Origin of the sequence: Serratia sp. 4542, from assembly GCF_016805595.1 — a bacterium.
GTDB classification, from domain to species: Bacteria; Pseudomonadota; Gammaproteobacteria; order Enterobacterales; family Enterobacteriaceae; genus Serratia; species Serratia nevei.
In genome coordinates, this window is record NZ_RXKV01000017.1 from 17,945 (window position 1) to 36,845 (window position 18,901).

The window sequence follows — 18,901 nt, forward strand, 5'->3', positions numbered from 1 at the left end:
CCCCGAGGGAGCGGTTTATCTGGCGATGGGCCCGGCATGCCGGGCCCGCGGCGCGGATGACGATTACTCGTCGTCGCTGCCGCCCAGGCCTGCGTTGAGCAGCTCGGCCAGGTTAGCCGTCGCTTCTTCCGCGCTGACTTGCGGAACAACCGGCGCTTCACCCTGAGCACGACGACGCATGCGATCCTGATGATAAGCGTAACCGGTACCGGCTGGGATCAGACGGCCCACGATGACGTTCTCTTTCAGGCCACGCAGTTCATCACGCTTGCCGGCTACGGCAGCTTCGGTCAGAACGCGCGTCGTTTCCTGGAACGATGCAGCGGAGATGAAGGACTCGGTCGCCAAGGAAGCCTTGGTGATACCCAGCAGATCGCGCGAGAAGGTTGCCGCGATTTTACCTTCAGCTTCCAGCTGACGGTTGGCAATCTTGACGCGAGACACTTCAGCCTGCTCGCCTTCCAGGAACTCGGAGCCACCAGCGCTAACGATGGTGCCTTTACGCAGCATCTGACGAACGATAACTTCGATGTGCTTATCGTTAATCTTAACGCCTTGCAGACGGTAAACTTCCTGCACTTCGTTGGTGATGTAGCGGGTAACCGCATGCACACCACGCAGACGCAGAATGTCGTGCGGAGACTCTGGGCCGTCGGAAACGACGTCACCACGTTCCACCACTTCGCCTTCGAACACGTTGAGCTGACGCCATTTCGGAATCATCTCTTCGTAAGCGTCGCTGCCGTCCAGCGGAGAGATCACCAGGCGACGTTTGCCTTTGGTCTCTTTACCGAACGAGATAATCCCGCTGATTTCAGCCAGGATTGCCGGCTCTTTCGGACGACGTGCTTCGAACAGGTCGGCAACGCGCGGCAGACCACCGGTAATATCCTTGGTACCGCCGGATTCCTGAGGAATACGCGCCAGGGTATCACCCGCACCGATCTGAATGCCGTCTTCCAGCTGAACGATCGCTTTGCCCGGCAGGAAGTATTGAGCTGGCATATCGGTGCCTGGGATCAATACGTCTTCGCCCTGAGCGTCAACGATTTTCAGTGCCGGACGCAGGTCTTTACCGCTACCGGTACGCTCTGCGCTGTCCAGAACGACCAGAGAAGACAAACCGGTCAGTTCGTCGGTCTGGCGAGTAATGGTCTGGCCGTCAACCATGTCCGCGAAGCGAATGAAGCCGCTGACTTCACTGATGACCGGCATGGTGTGCGGATCCCAGTTAGCAACGGTTTCGCCGCCGTTAACTTCTTCACCGTCGCCTTTGCCCATCACGGCACCGTAAGGCACCTTGTAGCTTTCTTTGGTACGGCCGAATTCGTCGATCAGTTTCAGTTCGGTGTTACGCGAGGTGATCACCAGCTTGCCCGCGGCGTTCATAACGAACTTCGCGTTGCTCAGCTTGAGGCTACCCTTGTTTTTCACCTGGATGCTGGATTCAGCAGCCGCACGAGATGCCGCACCACCGATGTGGAACGTACGCATCGTCAGCTGTGTACCCGGCTCACCGATGGACTGTGCCGCGATAACGCCGATGGCTTCACCTTTGTTGATGATGTGGCCACGTGCCAGGTCGCGACCGTAGCAGTTTGCACACACACCAAAGTCGGTTTCACAGCTCACCACGGAACGGACTTTAACGCTGTCGACAGAGTTCTCTTCCAACAGGTCACACGCCTTCTCGTTCAGCAGGGTGTTGCGTGGCACCAGAATGTCCGCCGTACCCGGCTTGAGGACGTCTTCTGCCGTCACACGGCCCAGAACGCGTTCACGCAGCGGCTCTTTCACGTCGCCACCTTCGATAACCGGAGTCATCAGGATGCCGTCGTGGGTGCCACAGTCGTCTTCGGTCACCACCAGATCCTGCGCCACGTCAACCAGACGACGGGTCAGATAACCGGAGTTCGCGGTTTTCAGTGCGGTATCCGCCAGACCTTTACGAGCACCGTGGGTGGAGATGAAGTACTGGAGTACGTTCAGACCTTCACGGAAGTTCGCGGTGATTGGCGTTTCGATGATGGAGCCGTCCGGCTTCGCCATCAGACCACGCATACCGGCCAGCTGACGAATCTGAGCGGCGGAACCACGCGCACCGGAGTCGGCCATCATAAAGATGCTGTTGAAGGAAACTTGCTGTTCCACTTCGCCGTCACGGTTAACCACGTCTTCTACCGACAGGTTTTCCATCATCGCTTTCGCAACGCGTTCGTTCGCTGCAGCCCAGATATCGATCACTTTGTTGTAGCGTTCGCCGGCGGTAACCAGACCAGACTGGAACTGCTCCTGGATCTCGGCAACTTCGGTTTCCGCTTCTTCGATGATCTCCGCTTTCTTGGCCGGGATAACCATGTCGTCGATACCTACGGAAGCGCCGGAACGGGCTGCGTAAGCAAAACCGGTGTACATGATCTGGTCAGCAAAGATAACGGTCGGCTTCAGGCCCAGGATGCGGTAACAGGTGTTCAGCATCTTGGAGATCGCTTTCTTGCCCAAAGGCTGGTTAACGATCGAGTACGGCAGACCTTTCGGTACGATCATCCACAGGATGGCGCGGCCGATGGTGGTGTCGATGATGCTGGTCTGAGAAGTCCATTCGCCTTCGGCGTTTTTGACGTCTTCGGTGATACGCACTTTAACGCGCGCATGCAGAGACGCCAGGCCGGCGCGGTAAACACGCTCAGCTTCTTTGGAACCGTTCAGCACCATGCCTTCGCCCTTGGCGTTAACACAGTCGCGGGTCATGTAGTACAGACCCAGTACAACGTCCTGAGAAGGAACGATGATTGGCTCGCCGTTCGCTGGGGACAGGATGTTGTTGGTGGACATCATCAGCGCACGCGCTTCCAGCTGGGCTTCCAGCGTCAGCGGTACGTGAACAGCCATCTGGTCACCATCGAAGTCGGCGTTATAGGCCGCACAAACCAGCGGGTGCAGCTGGATCGCTTTACCTTCGATCAGAACCGGTTCAAACGCCTGGATACCCAAACGGTGCAGGGTTGGTGCACGGTTCAGCAGTACCGGGTGTTCGCGGATCACTTCGTCCAGGATATCCCAAACGACGGCTTCTTCACGCTCAACCATTTTCTTGGCGGCTTTGATGGTGGTGGCCAGGCCACGCAGCTCCAACTTGCCGTAGATGAACGGTTTGAACAGCTCCAGCGCCATCTTCTTAGGCAGACCGCACTGATGCAGACGCAGGTATGGACCTACGGTGATTACGGAACGGCCGGAGTAGTCAACGCGTTTACCGAGCAGGTTCTGACGGAAACGACCCTGCTTACCTTTGATCATGTCGGCCAAAGATTTCAGAGGACGTTTGTTGGAACCGGTGATGGCACGACCGCGACGGCCGTTATCCAGCAGGGCGTCTACCGCTTCTTGCAGCATACGCTTTTCGTTGCGCACGATGATGTCAGGCGCAGCCAGATCCAGCAGGCGTTTCAGACGGTTGTTACGGTTGATCACGCGGCGATACAGATCGTTCAGATCCGAGGTCGCGAAACGACCGCCATCCAGCGGAACCAGCGGGCGCAGATCCGGCGGCAGTACCGGCAGCACGGTCAGGATCATCCACTCTGGCTTGTTGCCAGACTGTACGAACGCTTCCAGCAGCTTGATACGCTTGGTCAGCTTCTTGCGCTTGGTTTCGGAGTTGGTTTCGTTCAGCTCTTCACGCAGCTGCTCGCACTCGGCTTCCAGATCCATGTTTTTCAACAGGGCCTGAATAGCCTCCGCACCCATCTTGGCGTCGAATTCGTCACCGAACTCTTCCAGCGCGTCCAGATACTGCTCTTCGGTCAGGATCTGACGGCGCTCGAGGTTGGTCATACCGCCTTCGACCACCACATAGGATTCGAAGTACAGTACGCGTTCGATGTCACGCAGCGGCATATCCAGCAGCAAACCGATGCGGGATGGCAGCGATTTCAGGAACCAGATGTGCGCGGTCGGCGAAGCCAGCTCGATGTGGCCCATGCGCTCACGACGCACTTTGGTCTGGGTCACTTCAACGCCGCACTTCTCACAGATCACGCCGCGGTGTTTCAAGCGCTTGTACTTACCGCACAGGCACTCGTAATCTTTTACCGGCCCGAAGATACGGGCGCAGAAAAGGCCGTCACGTTCTGGTTTGAACGTACGGTAGTTAATGGTTTCCGGCTTCTTAACTTCACCGAACGACCACGAACGGATCATGTCTGGCGAGGCCAGAGCAATCTTGATCGCATCAAACTCTTCGGTCTTAGTTTGCGCTTTCAGAAACTTCAATAAGTCTTTCACGGATTGGCTCCTGTCGGAGTTAAACCTGTTGGGTACCCACAACCGCAGTAGGTACCCGTGTGACCTGAACAACCACCCTCAGGCTCCCTTAGGCGGGGAGCCTGAGCCGGAATGACGATTACTCGTCTTCCAGTTCGATGTTGATGCCGAGCGAGCGGATTTCTTTCAACAGTACGTTGAAGGATTCCGGCATGCCTGGCTCCATCCGGTGGTCGCCATCCACGATGTTTTTGTACATCTTGGTACGGCCGTTAACGTCATCCGACTTAACGGTGAGCATTTCCTGCAGGGTATAAGCCGCGCCGTATGCTTCCAGTGCCCACACTTCCATCTCACCGAAGCGTTGACCACCGAACTGCGCTTTACCACCCAGAGGTTGCTGAGTAACCAAGCTGTAAGAACCGGTTGAACGGGCGTGCATTTTATCGTCAACCAAGTGGTTCAGTTTCAGCATGTACATATAGCCGACAGTAACCTGGCGCTCGAATTGCTCACCGGTACGGCCATCGAACAGCGTGATCTGACCGGAGGTCGGGATACCGCCCATTTCCAGCAGCTTCTTGATTTCAGTCTCTTTCGCACCGTCAAACACCGGCGTTGCGATCGGCATACCTTTTTTCAGGTTCTCTGCCAGACGCAGCACTTCGTCGTCGCTGAAGGTGTTCAGGTCAACTTTCTGGCAAACGTCGTCGCCCAGATCGTAGGCCTTCTGGATGAACTCACGCAGCTTGGCCACTTCCTGCTGCTGCTTCAGCATCTGGTTGATCTTCTCACCGATACCTTTCGCAGCCATACCCAGGTGGGTTTCCAGGATCTGACCGATGTTCATACGTGATGGTACGCCCAGCGGGTTCAGTACGATGTCTACCGGCGTGCCGTTTTCATCGTAAGGCATATCTTCGATCGGGTTGATCTTGGAGATAACACCCTTGTTACCGTGGCGGCCCGCCATCTTGTCACCCGGTTGGATCTGACGCTTAACGGCCAGATAAACCTTGACGATTTTCAGCACGCCCGGCGCCAGATCGTCGCCCTGAGTGATCTTACGACGCTTGGCTTCCAGCTTCTTCTCGAAGTCGGATTTCAGTTCGTCGTACTGCTCAGCCAGCTGCTCCAGCTGGTTTTGCTTCTCTTCGTCGGTCAGGCCCAGTTCCAGCCAGCGATCGCGCGGCAGCTTGCTCAGCTTGTCGGCTTCGATGCCACCGGCAACCAGCACCGCGTGGATACGTGCAAACAGGCCGGCTTCCAGGATCTGCAGTTCTTCCGTCAGGTCTTTCTTCGCCTGCTTCAGCTGCATCTCTTCGATTTCCAACGCGCGCTTGTCTTTTTCCACGCCATCGCGGGTGAAGACCTGCACGTCGATAACCGTACCGGAAACGCCGTTCGGTACACGCAGAGAAGAGTCTTTAACGTCAGACGCTTTCTCACCGAAGATCGCACGCAGCAGTTTCTCTTCCGGCGTCAGCTGGGTTTCGCCTTTAGGCGTTACCTTACCGACCAGAATGTCACCGCCGGTCACTTCAGCACCGATATACACGATACCGGATTCATCCAGCTTGGAGAGCGCAGCTTCACCCACGTTAGGGATGTCGGCGGTGATCTCTTCAGGCCCCAGCTTGGTGTCGCGAGACACGCACGCCAGTTCCTGAATGTGGATGGTGGTGAAGCGATCTTCCTGCACCACGCGCTCGGAGACCAAGATGGAGTCTTCGAAGTTGTAGCCGTTCCAAGGCATGAACGCTACGCGCATGTTCTGGCCCAGTGCCAGTTCGCCCAGGTCTGTCGATGGGCCATCCGCCAGCACGTCGCCGCGCTCGATTGGCTCACCCAGATTCACACACGGCATCTGGTTGATGCAGGTGTTCTGGTTAGAACGGGTGTACTTGGTCAGGTTGTAAATATCGATACCTGCTTCGCCCGGGTACATCTCGTCTTCGTTAACTTTGATAACGATACGGGAAGCATCCACGTACTGGATCACACCGCCGCGTTTGGCAACGGCGGTTACGCCGGAGTCAACCGCTACAGCGCGTTCCATACCGGTACCGACCAGCGGCTTGTCAGCGCGCAGGGTTGGTACGGCCTGACGTTGCATGTTCGCACCCATCAATGCACGGTTGGCGTCATCGTGTTCCAGGAATGGAATCAGTGAAGCACCAACGGAAACAACCTGCTGGGTGGATACGTCCATGTAGTCAACCTGGTCGCGGCTGAACAGGCTTGATTCGCCTTTGCTACGACAGGTGACCAGGTCTTCTACGAAGCGGCCTTCTTCATCCAGGTTGGAGTTCGCCTGGGCGATAACGAAGTTGCCTTCTTCAATAGCAGACAGGTAGTTGATTTCATCGGTCACCACGCCGTCACGCACGCGGCGGTACGGGGTTTCCAGGAAGCCATACTCGTTAGTCTGTGCGTACACGGACAGGGAGTTGATCAGACCGATGTTTGGACCTTCCGGCGTTTCGATTGGGCACACGCGACCGTAGTGGGTCGGGTGTACGTCTCGAACTTCAAAGCCGGCGCGCTCACGGGTCAGACCGCCCGGGCCCAGTGCGGAGATACGACGCTTGTGCGTGATCTCGGACAGCGGGTTGTTCTGGTCCATGAACTGGGACAGCTGGCTGGAACCGAAGAACTCTTTCACCGCCGCCGAAATCGGCTTGGCGTTGATCATGTCCTGAGGCATCAGGGTATCCAGATCGCCCAGAGACAGACGCTCTTTCACCGCACGCTCAACACGCACCAGACCTACGCGGAACTGGTTCTCGGCCATTTCGCCGACGGAGCGGATACGACGGTTGCCCAAGTGGTCGATATCGTCCACTTCGCCCTTGCCGTTACGGATATCGATGAGCTTCTTCATCACTTCGATGATGTCGTCTTTGCTCAGGATGCCCGAACCTTCGATCTCGTCGCGCAGCAGAGAACGGTTGAACTTCATGCGACCCACCGCGGACAGATCGTAGCGGTCTTCGGAGAAGAACAGGTTCTCGAACAGGCTTTCGGCAGCTTCGCGCGTTGGCGGCTCACCAGGGCGCATCATGCGGTAGATTTCTACCAGCGAGCTCAGACGATCGTTGGTCGGATCGACACGCAGCGTTTCAGAGATGTACGCGCCGTGATCCAGATCGTTGGTGAACAGCGTTTCGATGCGCTTGTGGCCGGACTGGCTCAGCTTGGCCAGCAGATCCAGCGACAGCTCCATGTTGGCTGCGCAGATCAGTTCGCCGGTATTGGTATCGATATAGTCTTTCGCGACCACTTTGCCCGCGATGTACTCTACCGGTACTTCAATGCTCTGAATGTCGTCTTTTTCCAGCTGACGGATATGACGAGCGGTGATGCGACGGCCTTTCTCTACGTAGATTTTGCCGTTGGCTTCGATATCGAACGAAGCGGTCTCACCACGCAGGCGCTCTGGCACCAGCTCCATCTGCAGCTTGTTGTCGCGGATTTCGAAGACGATCTTGTCAAAGAACAGGTCGAGGATCTGTTCAGTGGTGTAGTTCAGCGCGCGCAGAATGATGGTCGCAGGCAGTTTGCGGCGACGGTCGATACGCACGAACAGGTTGTCTTTCGGATCGAACTCGAAGTCCAACCATGAACCGCGGTAAGGGATGATACGTGCGTTGTACAGCACTTTACCCGAGGAGTGGGTTTTACCCTTATCGCTGTCGAAGAATACGCCAGGACTACGGTGCAACTGAGATACGATAACCCTCTCAGTACCGTTGATCACAAAGGTGCCGTTTTCGGTCATGAGCGGAATTTCGCCCATGTAGACTTCTTGTTCCTTGATGTCTTTGACCGTACCTTCAGGCGCTTCGCGCTCATAGATAACCAGGCGCAGTTTTACGCGCAGCGGTGCAGAGAACGTCACACCACGGATCTGGCACTCTTTGACGTCGAAGACCGGCTCACCAAGACGGTAGCTAACGTATTGCAGCTCCGAATTGCCACTGTAGCTCTGGATAGGGAAAACAGAACGGAATGCGGCTTCAAGGCCGTACTGCCCTTCTGGATCTTGCTCGATAAACTTCTGGAACGAGTCAAGCTGGATAGAAAGGAGATATGGTATGTCCAGCACTTGTGGACGTTTACCAAAATCCTTACGAATACGTTTTTTCTCGGTATAGGAGTAAACCATAGGGTTCCTCAGCTCGCTGATCAGTGACCCAATCTGTCCGTCCGATTAGGGACAGTTCATGCAACACCGTTTTGTCGACCGGAAAGCGGGAACACTTTCCGCAATGTCTCTTGCTATCACGCTTAAACCATTTCATCGCGTCTTCCCCCAGAACTCCTGGTAGTGCAAAGACCGCGGTATATTAAGTCGTCAATAGAAACAAACATTGGGAGGCGAAACCAGCAGCCAAACAGTGTGAAACGCTACTGGCGCCCTACAGCGCAAAAAGGCTGGTGACTAAAAAGTCACCAGCCATCAGCCTAAAAGACTAGGCTGCAACCGGAAAGGTTGGCTTATTTAACTTCAACTTCTGCGCCAGCTTCTTCCAGAGATTTTTTCAGAGCTTCTGCGTCATCTTTGCTCACGCCTTCTTTCAGAGCGGCTGGAGCAGATTCAACCAGGTCTTTAGCTTCTTTCAGACCCAGGCCGGTAGCGCCACGTACTGCTTTGATAACAGCAACTTTGTTAGCGCCTGCAGCTTTCAGGATAACGTCGAATTCAGTTTTCTCTTCAGCAGCTTCAGCTGGGCCAGCAGCAACAGCTACAGCAGCAGCAGCAGAAACGCCGAATTTTTCTTCCATAGCGGAAACCAGTTCAACAACGTCCATTACGGACATAGCGGCAACTGCTTCCAGGATTTGGTCTTTAGTGATAGACATAACAATTGTTCCTAAAATTCAGAAATAGTTTAAATACGTTAGCAAAGGCTAAGAAAGAGTGGCTTACGCCGCTTCTTTCTGATCGCGTACTGCAGCCAGAGTGCGAACCAGTTTGCCGGCAGCGGCTTCTTTCATGGTTGCCATCAGGCGTGCGATCGCTTCTTCGTAAGTTGGCAGCGTCGCCAGGCGGTCGATTTGCGCCGCTGGGATCAGCTCACCTTCAAAGGCCGCAGCTTTAACCTCGAATTTTGCATTCGCTTTCGCGAACTCTTTGAACAGACGAGCAGCAGCGCCCGGGTGTTCGTGAGAGAATGCAATCAAGGTAGGACCGACAAACGTGTCTTTCAGGCATTCGAATGGAGTGCCTTCAACTACGCGACGCATCAGGGTGTTGCGAACAACACGCATGTAAACGCCAGCTTCACGACCTGCTTTACGCAGTTCAGTCATTTTATCTACGGTAACGCCGCGGGAATCCGCAACAACCGCAGACAGCGCGCCTTTGGCTACTTCGCTGACTTCAGCAACAATCGCTTGTTTGTCTTGAAGATTTAATGCCATTAGCTTTTTGCTCCTGGATTAGCCGGGGAAAATCCCCCGGAACTCACTTCACTCGGCGCTTTGTAAAACGCCACGCCGAGCGGCTTAACACGGTGAGCAGAATCCAGCAAAGACATTCTTTTATAAAAAAGAAAAATTTTCTTAGGCTCTGTCACCGTCTACGCAGGAAGGATTAAGTATCTTGCGATACACCTGCGGTCTTGGACGGAGGCCTGGATAGGCCAGGCTCCAACCGAAAAATCTTTGTTTTGCCTACGGCATAGCCAATAGCAAAACCTTGGGGCATAAGATTCTAGACAAATCTTGGCCCCAAGTCAAAGCGATAATCGCAAATGCGATTAGTTCGCTGCAGCAGACAGACCGCTCTGATCGATAGCAACGCCAGCACCCATGGTGGTGGAGAGGCTAACTTTCTTGATGTACATGCCTTTCGCCTGAGAAGGTTTTGCTTTTTTCAGCGCAACCAGCAGGGCTTCCAGGTTTTCTTTCAATTTGTCTGCGTCGAAATCAACCTTACCGATAGTGGTATGGATGATGCCGTTTTTGTCGTTACGGTAGCGAACCTGACCTGCTTTAGCGTTTTTCACTGCTTCAGCAACGTTCGGAGTAACAGTACCCACTTTCGGGTTTGGCATCAGGCCGCGTGGACCCAGGATCTGGCCCAGTTGACCAACAACGCGCATTGCATCCGGGGAAGCAATAACAACGTCGAAGTTCATTTCGCCTTTCTTGATCTGGTCAGCCAGATCGTCCATACCTACCAGCTCTGCGCCGGCAGCTTTCGCTGCTTCAGCGTTAGCGCCTTGGGCAAATACGGCAACGCGAACGGAACGACCGGTGCCGTGTGGCAGAACGGTAGCGCCACGAACGTTTTGGTCAGATTTACGAGCGTCGATGCCGAGGTTAACGGCAACGTCAACGCTTTCTACGAATTTAGCGGTGGCCAGCTCTTTCAGCAGAGCAACAGCTTCAGTGATGTCATACTGTTTAGTAGCATCAACTTTGTCACGGATCACGCGCATGCGCTTGGTCAGCTTAGCCATCTCTTAATCCTCCACTACCAGGCCCATGGAACGAGCGGTACCTTCGATGGAGCGAGTCATCGCTTCAACGTCAGAACCAGTCATGTCCGCAGCTTTGGTTTCTGCGATTTCACGTACCTGAGCACGGGTCACTTTACCTACTTTGTCTTTGTTCGGCTTACCGGAACCAGACTTGATACCAGCCGCTTTTTTCAGCAGAACTGCTGCTGGCGGGGTTTTGGTAACGAAAGTGAAGGAGCGATCAGAATAAACGGTGATAACAACCGGAATCGGCAGACCTTTTTCAACGCTGTCAGTCTTAGCGTTGAATGCCTTACAGAATTCCATGATGTTAACGCCCTGCTGACCCAGAGCTGGACCCACTGGTGGGCTCGGGTTCGCCATACCAGCTGCAACTTGCAGCTTGACGTAGGCTTGTACTTTCTTAGCCATTTAAATTTCCTCGGTTTGGGTAGTATCGCCTCGTAAGAGGCTCCCCGTGTTTCACCCCGCCCAACATGCATCAGGCAAGGCATCTAAAAACAAAAGGCGCGAAATTGTAGTTCAATTTCGCGCCTTTGACAAGCGGCAACGCGCCACTCATTGCTGATTATTCGATCAGCCTTTCTCAACCTGGCTGAAGTCCAGTTCCACCGGCGTTGCACGGCCAAAGATGGAAACGGAAACTTTCAGGCGGCTCTTCTCGTAATCGACTTCTTCGACCACACCGTTGAAATCGGCAAACGGGCCGTCGTTGACGCGCACCAGCTCGCCCGGTTCGAACAGCGTTTTCGGACGCGGCTTGTCACCAACCTGCTGCAGGCGGTTCATGATCGCATCAACTTCTTTATCGCTGATTGGCGCAGGACGGTCAGACGTACCGCCGATGAACCCCATGACGCGCGGTACGCTGCGCACCAGGTGCCAGCTGGCGTCATTCATCACCATCTGCACCAGCACGTAGCCAGGGAAGAACTTACGCTCGCTCTTGCGACGCTGGCCGCCACGGATTTCAACCACTTCCTCCGTAGGCACCATCACTTCGCCGAACAGCTCTTCCATATCGTGCAGTTTGATGTGTTCACGCAGCGATTGTGCTACGCGACCTTCAAAACCGGAAAACGCCTGAACGACGTACCAACGTTTTTTTGGAGCTTCAGACATTTTAGAACCTCAGGCCAGTAATAAACGACACCAGACGGACCAGAATACCATCCAGCCCCCACAGAATCAGTGACATCACGGCGGTTACCGCGGCAACGATCAACGTGGTGTGTAGCGTTTCCTGACGAGTTGGCCAAATCACTTTACGTACTTCGGTACGCGCTTCGCGGGCAAACGCAACGGTGGCTTTGCCTTTGGTGGTCATCAGAGCCACTGCACCTGCAACGGCGATGATCAGCACAACTGCCAGCGCGCGCAATGGCAGGCTTAAATCACGGTAGTAATAGTTACCGACAATAGCCACAACCAACAGAACGGCGACGATCAGCCACTTTGCCGCTTCCAGGCCGCGTCCGCTCCCTTGAGCCTCGGTATTCGCACTCATAAACCAACCTGTCACAATGATGATTCAGAACAAACAACTTTGCCTCGCATTGCGAGGCAAACCAAACCGATCGGATACCGCTTCAGCGCTATCCCGGTGTTTTACGCTATGACGTATTTCAGTCAATACGGTTTAAGAGCCCATCTCACCAATGATTATGACTGCAAAATCGCTGATGAGATAGGTTCTAGTTCACAGCGTAGAAAAAGGGCATCAAATGATGCCCTTTTACCGCGTGTCGCGTCAAACTTTATCAGCGATTAAGCGATAACTTTAGCAACAACACCTGCGCCAACGGTACGGCCGCCTTCACGGATTGCGAAACGCAGACCGTCGTCCATCGCGATTGGGTGAATCAGGGTGACAACCATGTTCACGTTGTCGCCTGGCATTACCATCTCTACGCCTTCTGGCAGTTCGATGGTGCCGGTCACGTCAGTGGTACGGAAGTAGAACTGTGGACGGTAGCCTTTGAAGAATGGCGTGTGACGACCACCTTCATCTTTGCTCAGGATGTACACTTCAGATTCGAACTGGGTGTGTGGCTTGATAGAGCCTGGCTTAGCCAGTACCTGACCACGTTCGATTTCTTCGCGCTTGATACCACGCAGCAGAACACCTACGTTCTCACCAGCACGGCCTTCGTCCAGCAGTTTGCGGAACATTTCAACGCCAGTACAGGTAGACTTAACGGTGTCTTTGATACCAACGATTTCAACTTCTTCGCCAACTTTGATGATACCGCGCTCAACACGACCGGTAACAACGGTACCACGACCGGAGATGGAGAATACGTCTTCGATTGGCAGCAGGAACGGCTTGTCGATCGCACGCTCTGGCTCTGGGATGTAGCTGTCCAGGGCTTCGGCCAGTTCGATGATTTTCGCTTCCCACTCAGCTTCGCCTTCCAGCGCTTTCAGCGCGGAACCACGGATTACTGGCAGGTCGTCGCCTGGGAAGTCGTACGCGGACAGCAGTTCGCGAACTTCCATTTCTACCAGTTCCAGCAGCTCTTCATCATCAACCATGTCGCATTTGTTCATGAATACGATGATGAAAGGAACGCCAACCTGACGACCCAGCAGGATGTGCTCACGGGTCTGAGGCATTGGGCCGTCAGTCGCTGCTACTACCAGGATCGCGCCGTCCATCTGAGCAGCACCGGTGATCATGTTTTTCACGTAGTCGGCGTGCCCTGGGCAGTCAACGTGCGCGTAGTGACGAGTCGGGGTGTCATACTCAACGTGAGAGGTGTTGATGGTGATACCACGAGCTTTTTCTTCTGGCGCGTTATCGATCTGGTCGAAAGCACGTGCAGAACCGCCGTAGGTTTTAGCCAGTACGGTAGTGATCGCTGCAGTCAGGGTAGTTTTACCGTGGTCAACGTGGCCGATAGTACCGACGTTAACGTGCGGTTTTGTACGTTCAAACTTTTCTTTAGACATCGATTGTCCCTCTAAGACACGGATAAATCGGTGGTATCACCACATCAACCAAGCATTTGCTCGTTGAATCCAGAACAGAAAGAAAATCAGGGGGCGAGAAATTAAGAAGTGGTGCTGATAGGCAGATTCGAACTGCCGACCTCACCCTTACCAAGGGTGCGCTCTACCAACTGAGCTATATCAGCACATCTTGGAGCGGGCAGTGGGAATCGAACCCACATCATCAGCTTGGAAGGCTGAGGTAATAGCCATTATACGATGCCCGCATCCTGGAACTCGGCTACCTGATTTTTCTGTAGAATTTTGGGATGGAGCAGGATTGTTCATCACTCGGCTCGCATCCTTCGGGCCGGCTGCGCCTTGCGCTGCACAGCTCGAACCTTGCCGAAGGCTTTCGCCCTCTCCTCCCGCCATCAACCGTTGCGGTATTTATCGCATCTCAGTTAATCGCCGAAGGCAAGATTTGGTGGTGGGGGAAGGATTCGAACCTTCGAAGTCTGTGACGGCAGATTTACAGTCTGCTCCCTTTGGCCGCTCGGGAACCCCACCAGATTTTAACTACTTGTGACTTGAATGGTGCCGGCTACCGGAATCGAACTGGTGACCTACTGATTACAAGTCAGTTGCTCTACCTACTGAGCTAAGCCGGCATCAAGTGCAGCGCATTCTAGGTAGAGCGGGCGACCTATGCAACAAAAAAATTGCTTTACGCGCACTTTCGCTCATAAATCAGTCAATTTTGCATACTGTCATGCAATTCGCAGCCTGCGGCGTGCAAACATTCATCACTCGCGGCAATCATTCTCTACAATTTTATCCACTTTTTGCAAGCCTTGAGCGCCGCTTTCTCCGTGTCGGGTTTCTCAAAACACTTAACCCGCGCAGGTAAACTGTGAGCGGGATCGATGCACCAAAAAGGGGATACCTGCCCCGGACTGCGGCGTGGGCTACACTGATCCCTCGCCCTTTTGCCGTCGCCATGCCTTTCGCCGCTGTGGCTCAGTTATTGCTTCTCTTCATTACCCCCATCCCAGGAGGAATGACCGATGAAAATAGTGCCTATCAACGCCGCTACGCTACCGATTTACCGCGATGAATTGGCCCGCCTGTTGACCGATGCCGTCACGCACGGCGCTTCTGTCGGTTACGACACCTTAATCCCTCACGAAGACGCCGAAAGCTACTTCCACAGTCTGCGGCCGGCCTTGGCCAAAGGTGAACTGCTGCTGTGGATTGCCCGTGACGAGCGCGGCGTCGTTGGCACCGTGCAACTCGAGCTCTGCCAGAAGCCGAACGGCCGTAATCGTGCGGAGGTAGTGAAGCTGTTGGTGCATAGCCGCGCTCGCCGAAACGGCGTAGGTCAGGCGCTGATGAAGTCACTGGAGCACGCGGCACTGCAACAGCAGCGCGGGCTATTGTACCTGGATACGCAGGCCGGTTCGGCAGCAGAAGCGCTTTATCGCAGCCTGGGTTATCGCTGTTTGGGCGAGCTACCGGATTATGCGGCAGGGCCCGATGGGCATTACCATCCAACCGTTATTTATTACAAACGCCTGTTCGCCGTGAACCAACCTTCGCGCGCCATCGCCAGCTAGCCTTCAGGCGGTATCCGGCCCCGATGATACCGCCTTGCAACCCCGCTTTATCAACTGCGCGCCGCTTCGCACAATTGACATAAACTGCTGCCTATCGACAACTTTTGCGAAAAAAGTCTACGCCAAAAACGAAGCTGTCTATAATATGCAGCTTGTTTATTCTCTGGAGCTGGCGTCCGGCGCCTTTCCCAACCTGCGTTAACAGGCAGAATTTGGCTTATGATAAAAAGAGATCAATCTTTAGCAACGCCCTACCTACAGTTCGATCGTACCCAATGGGCTGCGTTGAGAGATTCGGTGCCGCTGACGTTGTCGGAAGAAGAGATCGTTAAACTGAAAGGGATTAACGAAGATCTCTCGTTGGAAGAAGTTGCGCAGATTTATCTGCCGCTGTCACGACTGTTGAACTTCTATATCAGCTCCAACCTGCGGCGGCAGGCGGTACTGGAGCAATTCCTCGGCACCGACGGGCAAAAAATTCCCTATGTCATCGGCATCGCCGGCAGCGTAGCCGTCGGTAAGAGCACAACAGCGCGCTTGTTGCAGGCACTGCTGAGCCGCTGGCCGGAACACCGCAGCGTTGAGCTGATCACGACCGACGGTTTCTTGCATCCAAATAAGGTGCTGAACGAACGCGGCCTGATGAAGAAAAAAGGCTTCCCGCAGTCTTACGATATGCATAGCCTGGTGAAATTCGTGTCGGAAGTGAAATCCGGCGCCAAACGCGTCACCGCCCCGGTTTATTCCCATTTGATCTATGACGTTGTGCCCGAGGGCAATAAAGTCATCGAGCAGCCGGATATTCTGATCCTGGAAGGGCTTAACGTATTGCAAAGCGGTATGGATTACCCTCACGATCCGCATCGCGTATTCGTTTCCGATTTTGTCGACTTCTCTATATATGTTGATGCCCCGGAGACGCTATTGCAAAGCTGGTATATCAATCGCTTCCTGAAATTCCGTCAGGGCGCATTTTCCAATCCCGATTCTTATTTCCATCACTATTCAAAATTGCCGGAACCGGAAGCGATTAATATCGCCACGCAATTGTGGAATGAAATTAACGGATTGAATTTGCAGCAGAATATACTGCCTACGCGCGAGAGAGCCAGCCTGATCATGACCAAAAGCGCTAACCACGCCGTTGAAAGCGTGCGTTTAAGAAAGTAAGCCTACCGATCGATTCAGGGGACGTTGCCGTCCCCCTTTCTCTAACTATTCCGCACTGCGCAGTGATATCTCCCCGCCGATGAAGGGTTTTATCTCTCCGTCTTGTTCCAGTAGTAGCGCCCCCTGCGAATCGATACCTCGGGCGATGCCCACAATCTGCCGCTCGCCAATCAGGAGCTTGACCGGTCTGTCGATAAAGTTATCCAGGGTACGCCAGCGACCGATAAATGGCGCCAGTCCGTCTATCTCAAACTGTTTCAACGACTGACGCAGCTCATTGAGCAGGGTTGCAGCCAGCTCATTGCGATCGATCTGAATTCCCGCTTCCTGCAGGTTAATCCAGCCCTGGGTAATGGCGCTGGCGTTGGTATCCCGCATCGCCAGGTTAATGCCGGCACCGATGACCAGTTGAGCCGCATCGCCGGTTTTTCCCGTCAGTTCGACCAGGATCCCCGCCAGTTTACGATCGTTCAGATAAAGATCGTTAGGCCACTTAACGCGCACGTCTGCCGCACCGAGACGCTGCAGAACTTCCGCCATCACCATCCCGATCACCAGGCTAAGCCCCATTGCCGCCGCCGGGCCTTGCTCCAAGCGCCAGAACATCGACAGGTATAAATTAGCGCCGAATGGCGAGATCCACTGCCGCCCGCGGCGCCCACGCCCCGCCTGTTGGTATTCAGCGACGCAGGCGTCACCGGAGTGCAATTCGGCGATGCGGTCCAGCAAGTATTGGTTGGTGGAATCGACCACCGGCAACACGCTTACACGCTTGTCTTCCAGCAGGCTGAGGATACGCTCGGCTTCCAACAGCTGGATGGCACCAGGCAGGCTGTAACCTTTGCCAGGCACGGTAAAAACATCCAGCCCCCACTCGCGAATGGTTTGAATATGCTTATTGATCGCAGCACGGCTCATGCCGAGTGACTCACCGAGGTGTTCCCCGGAATGGAATTCGCCGTCGGCCAGCAGCGCGATCAGTTTTAACGGAACCTTGGTATCTTTCATGACAGCACCGCCACGGCATTCAGCTCACCGGTCGCGCCAATAAAACGCACCTCAGGCTCCAGCCAGACGCCAAATTTATCGGCCACCGTCTTGCGTACATGGCGCGCCAGCGCCACCACATCCTGGCTGTGGGCGTTGTCGATGTTCACCAGCACCAGCGCCTGCTGGCGGTGTACCGCAGCACCACCGAGACGATATCCTTTCAGCTCGCATTGGTCGATAAGCCAGCCGGCGGCCAGCTTCACCTGGCCATCCTGCTGCGGATAATGCGGTATGCCAGGATATTTGGCGATGAGTTCTGCGGCTTTCTCTGCGTTCACCAGCGGATTCTTGAAGAAGCTGCCGGCATTGCCGGTTTCACGCGGATCGGGCAGCTTGCTGCGGCGCATGGCGCATACGGATTCAAATACCTGAAGCGGCGTCACCGTAGCGGGATCCAGCTTAGCAAGATCGCCGTAGCTCAATTTGGGTTGCCACTGTTTGTTGAGGCGTAAACCCAGCCCGACAATGACATGTCCGGTTTGGAAACGGTGTTTGAAAATACTTTCCCGGTAGCCGAAACCACATTCGGCAGCCGGAATGCGATCGATAGCGCCGGTAGAGAAATCCAGCAGGTCGACATACTCGCAAACGTCTTTCAATTCGACGCCGTAGGCGCCGATGTTCTGGATAGGCGCGGAGCCGGCCAATCCAGGAATCAACGCCAGGTTCTCCAGACCGCAGATCCCGGCCTGCAGCGTATATTGCACCAGATCATGCCAATTCTCACCGGAGCTGACGTGGAGATGCCAGGCATCACTATCTTCCCGGACGTCGATACCCTTTAGCTGATTGACCATGACCGTGCCCGAAAAATCCTCCAGGAACAGCACGTTGCTACCTTCACCGAGAATCAGCAGCGGCTCCTGACGCTTGCGCGTTTGTTGCCAAACCTTGAGCATCTGCTCAATTCTATCGGCTATGATCAGGTGCGCTGCGTTGACCGGGAGCGCAAACGTATTGTGGTTTTTTAAAGACGCGCTTTCAGTAGACATAACGTTCAGTACCTATACGGAAATAATCTTTCGCCTAGTCTACTCGATTCGAGGCGTCTGGCTAATATTTGTTTTAATTAACGTGAAATTTATCGAATAATACACTGAAGAATTAAGATTTATCTTTGATATAACCGGATAATTCTCATCAACATATTAATAAATAGGCATTTTTATTATTTAAATAATAATCTGAAGCTATCAATTATATATTGATCTGGCTATTTCCCCGACAAAAAACATTATGCTTCCTTATAAGACTAAGCTACATATGCCAAAAAGGTATTTTTCAAAGTAATAGATACAGTCAGGATATTTATTTTACGCATAGCAAAAAGCCCTGAACTGACGTTCAGGGCTTTTTGCTTTGTTTGATGCCTGGCAG

General features: G+C 54.1%; 13 protein-coding genes, 4 tRNA genes and 1 other RNA gene. 2 read left to right on the plus strand and 16 right to left on the minus strand.

Annotated features, from left to right (window positions below; translation table 11 throughout):
- Positions 1-63: 63 nt before the first annotated feature.
- The 14 genes from rpoC to EKL15_RS22830 all read right to left on the minus strand — a co-directional run bounded on the left by rpoC (position 64) and on the right by EKL15_RS22830 (position 14,359).
- Positions 64-4,287, minus strand: coding sequence for a DNA-directed RNA polymerase subunit beta' (rpoC, locus tag EKL15_RS22765; RefSeq protein WP_047729347.1), 4,224 nt, complete (start codon positions 4,285-4,287; stop codon positions 64-66).
- Positions 4,288-4,405: 118 nt separating this feature from the next.
- Positions 4,406-8,434: a DNA-directed RNA polymerase subunit beta gene (gene rpoB, locus EKL15_RS22770; RefSeq protein ID WP_004929900.1), complete on the minus strand. Its 4,029-nt coding sequence runs from the start codon at positions 8,432-8,434 to the stop codon at positions 4,406-4,408.
- Positions 8,435-8,766: 332 nt separating this feature from the next.
- Positions 8,767-9,132: a 50S ribosomal protein L7/L12 gene (gene rplL, locus EKL15_RS22775; protein ID WP_004929903.1), complete on the minus strand. Its 366-nt coding sequence runs from the start codon at positions 9,130-9,132 to the stop codon at positions 8,767-8,769.
- 63 nt (positions 9,133-9,195) lie between these two features.
- Positions 9,196-9,693: a 50S ribosomal protein L10 gene (gene rplJ / locus EKL15_RS22780; RefSeq protein ID WP_004929905.1), complete on the minus strand. Its 498-nt coding sequence runs from the start codon at positions 9,691-9,693 to the stop codon at positions 9,196-9,198.
- A 338-nt stretch (positions 9,694-10,031) separates the two neighbouring features.
- On the minus strand, positions 10,032-10,736 hold the full coding sequence (gene rplA, locus EKL15_RS22785; RefSeq protein WP_019456443.1) for a 50S ribosomal protein L1: 705 nt from the start codon (positions 10,734-10,736) through the stop codon (positions 10,032-10,034).
- A 3-nt stretch (positions 10,737-10,739) separates the two neighbouring features.
- On the minus strand, positions 10,740-11,168 hold the full coding sequence (rplK, locus tag EKL15_RS22790) for a 50S ribosomal protein L11 (RefSeq protein ID WP_015376316.1): 429 nt from the start codon (positions 11,166-11,168) through the stop codon (positions 10,740-10,742).
- A 165-nt stretch (positions 11,169-11,333) separates the two neighbouring features.
- Entirely contained in the window at positions 11,334-11,879 is a 546-nt protein-coding gene (gene nusG, locus EKL15_RS22795) for a transcription termination/antitermination protein NusG (protein WP_004929914.1), read from the minus strand.
- 1 nt (position 11,880) lies between these two features.
- Entirely contained in the window at positions 11,881-12,264 is a 384-nt protein-coding gene (gene secE, locus EKL15_RS22800) for a preprotein translocase subunit SecE (protein WP_004929916.1), read from the minus strand.
- A gap of 260 nt (positions 12,265-12,524) precedes the next feature.
- Positions 12,525-13,709, minus strand: coding sequence for an elongation factor Tu (tuf, locus tag EKL15_RS22805; protein ID WP_015376315.1), 1,185 nt, complete (start codon positions 13,707-13,709; stop codon positions 12,525-12,527).
- Positions 13,710-13,818: 109 nt separating this feature from the next.
- Positions 13,819-13,894: transfer RNA gene (locus tag EKL15_RS22810), tRNA-Thr, on the minus strand.
- Positions 13,895-13,900: 6 nt separating this feature from the next.
- Positions 13,901-13,975 (minus strand) — tRNA-Gly (locus tag EKL15_RS22815).
- A gap of 36 nt (positions 13,976-14,011) precedes the next feature.
- Positions 14,012-14,127, minus strand: a non-coding RNA gene (locus EKL15_RS22820) — RtT sRNA.
- Positions 14,128-14,173: 46 nt separating this feature from the next.
- Positions 14,174-14,258, minus strand: a tRNA-Tyr gene (locus tag EKL15_RS22825).
- Positions 14,259-14,283: 25 nt separating this feature from the next.
- Positions 14,284-14,359, minus strand: a tRNA-Thr gene (locus EKL15_RS22830).
- Positions 14,360-14,755: 396 nt separating this feature from the next.
- Here EKL15_RS22830 and EKL15_RS22835 point away from each other — a divergent pair.
- Both EKL15_RS22835 and coaA read left to right on the plus strand, forming a co-directional pair.
- On the plus strand, positions 14,756-15,304 hold the full coding sequence (locus tag EKL15_RS22835; protein ID WP_060441478.1) for a GNAT family N-acetyltransferase: 549 nt from the start codon (positions 14,756-14,758) through the stop codon (positions 15,302-15,304).
- Positions 15,305-15,523: 219 nt separating this feature from the next.
- The gene (gene coaA, locus EKL15_RS22840; RefSeq protein WP_033636718.1) at positions 15,524-16,474 is read left to right on the plus strand and encodes a type I pantothenate kinase; all 951 of its coding nucleotides are present in this window, start codon (positions 15,524-15,526) and stop codon (positions 16,472-16,474) included.
- Positions 16,475-16,519: 45 nt separating this feature from the next.
- On the opposite strand, the gene birA is transcribed toward coaA, so the two are convergent.
- Both birA and murB read right to left on the minus strand, forming a co-directional pair.
- Positions 16,520-17,482, minus strand: a complete 963-nt coding sequence (gene birA, locus EKL15_RS22845) for a bifunctional biotin--[acetyl-CoA-carboxylase] ligase/biotin operon repressor BirA (RefSeq protein WP_033636716.1) — start codon at positions 17,480-17,482, stop codon at positions 16,520-16,522.
- Complete coding sequence (gene murB / locus EKL15_RS22850; RefSeq protein ID WP_049272022.1) at positions 17,479-18,516, minus strand: UDP-N-acetylmuramate dehydrogenase; 1,038 nt, start codon at positions 18,514-18,516, stop codon at positions 17,479-17,481. The genes birA and murB overlap by 4 nt, the downstream gene beginning before the upstream one ends.
- Between the last annotated feature and the right edge of the window lie 385 nt (positions 18,517-18,901).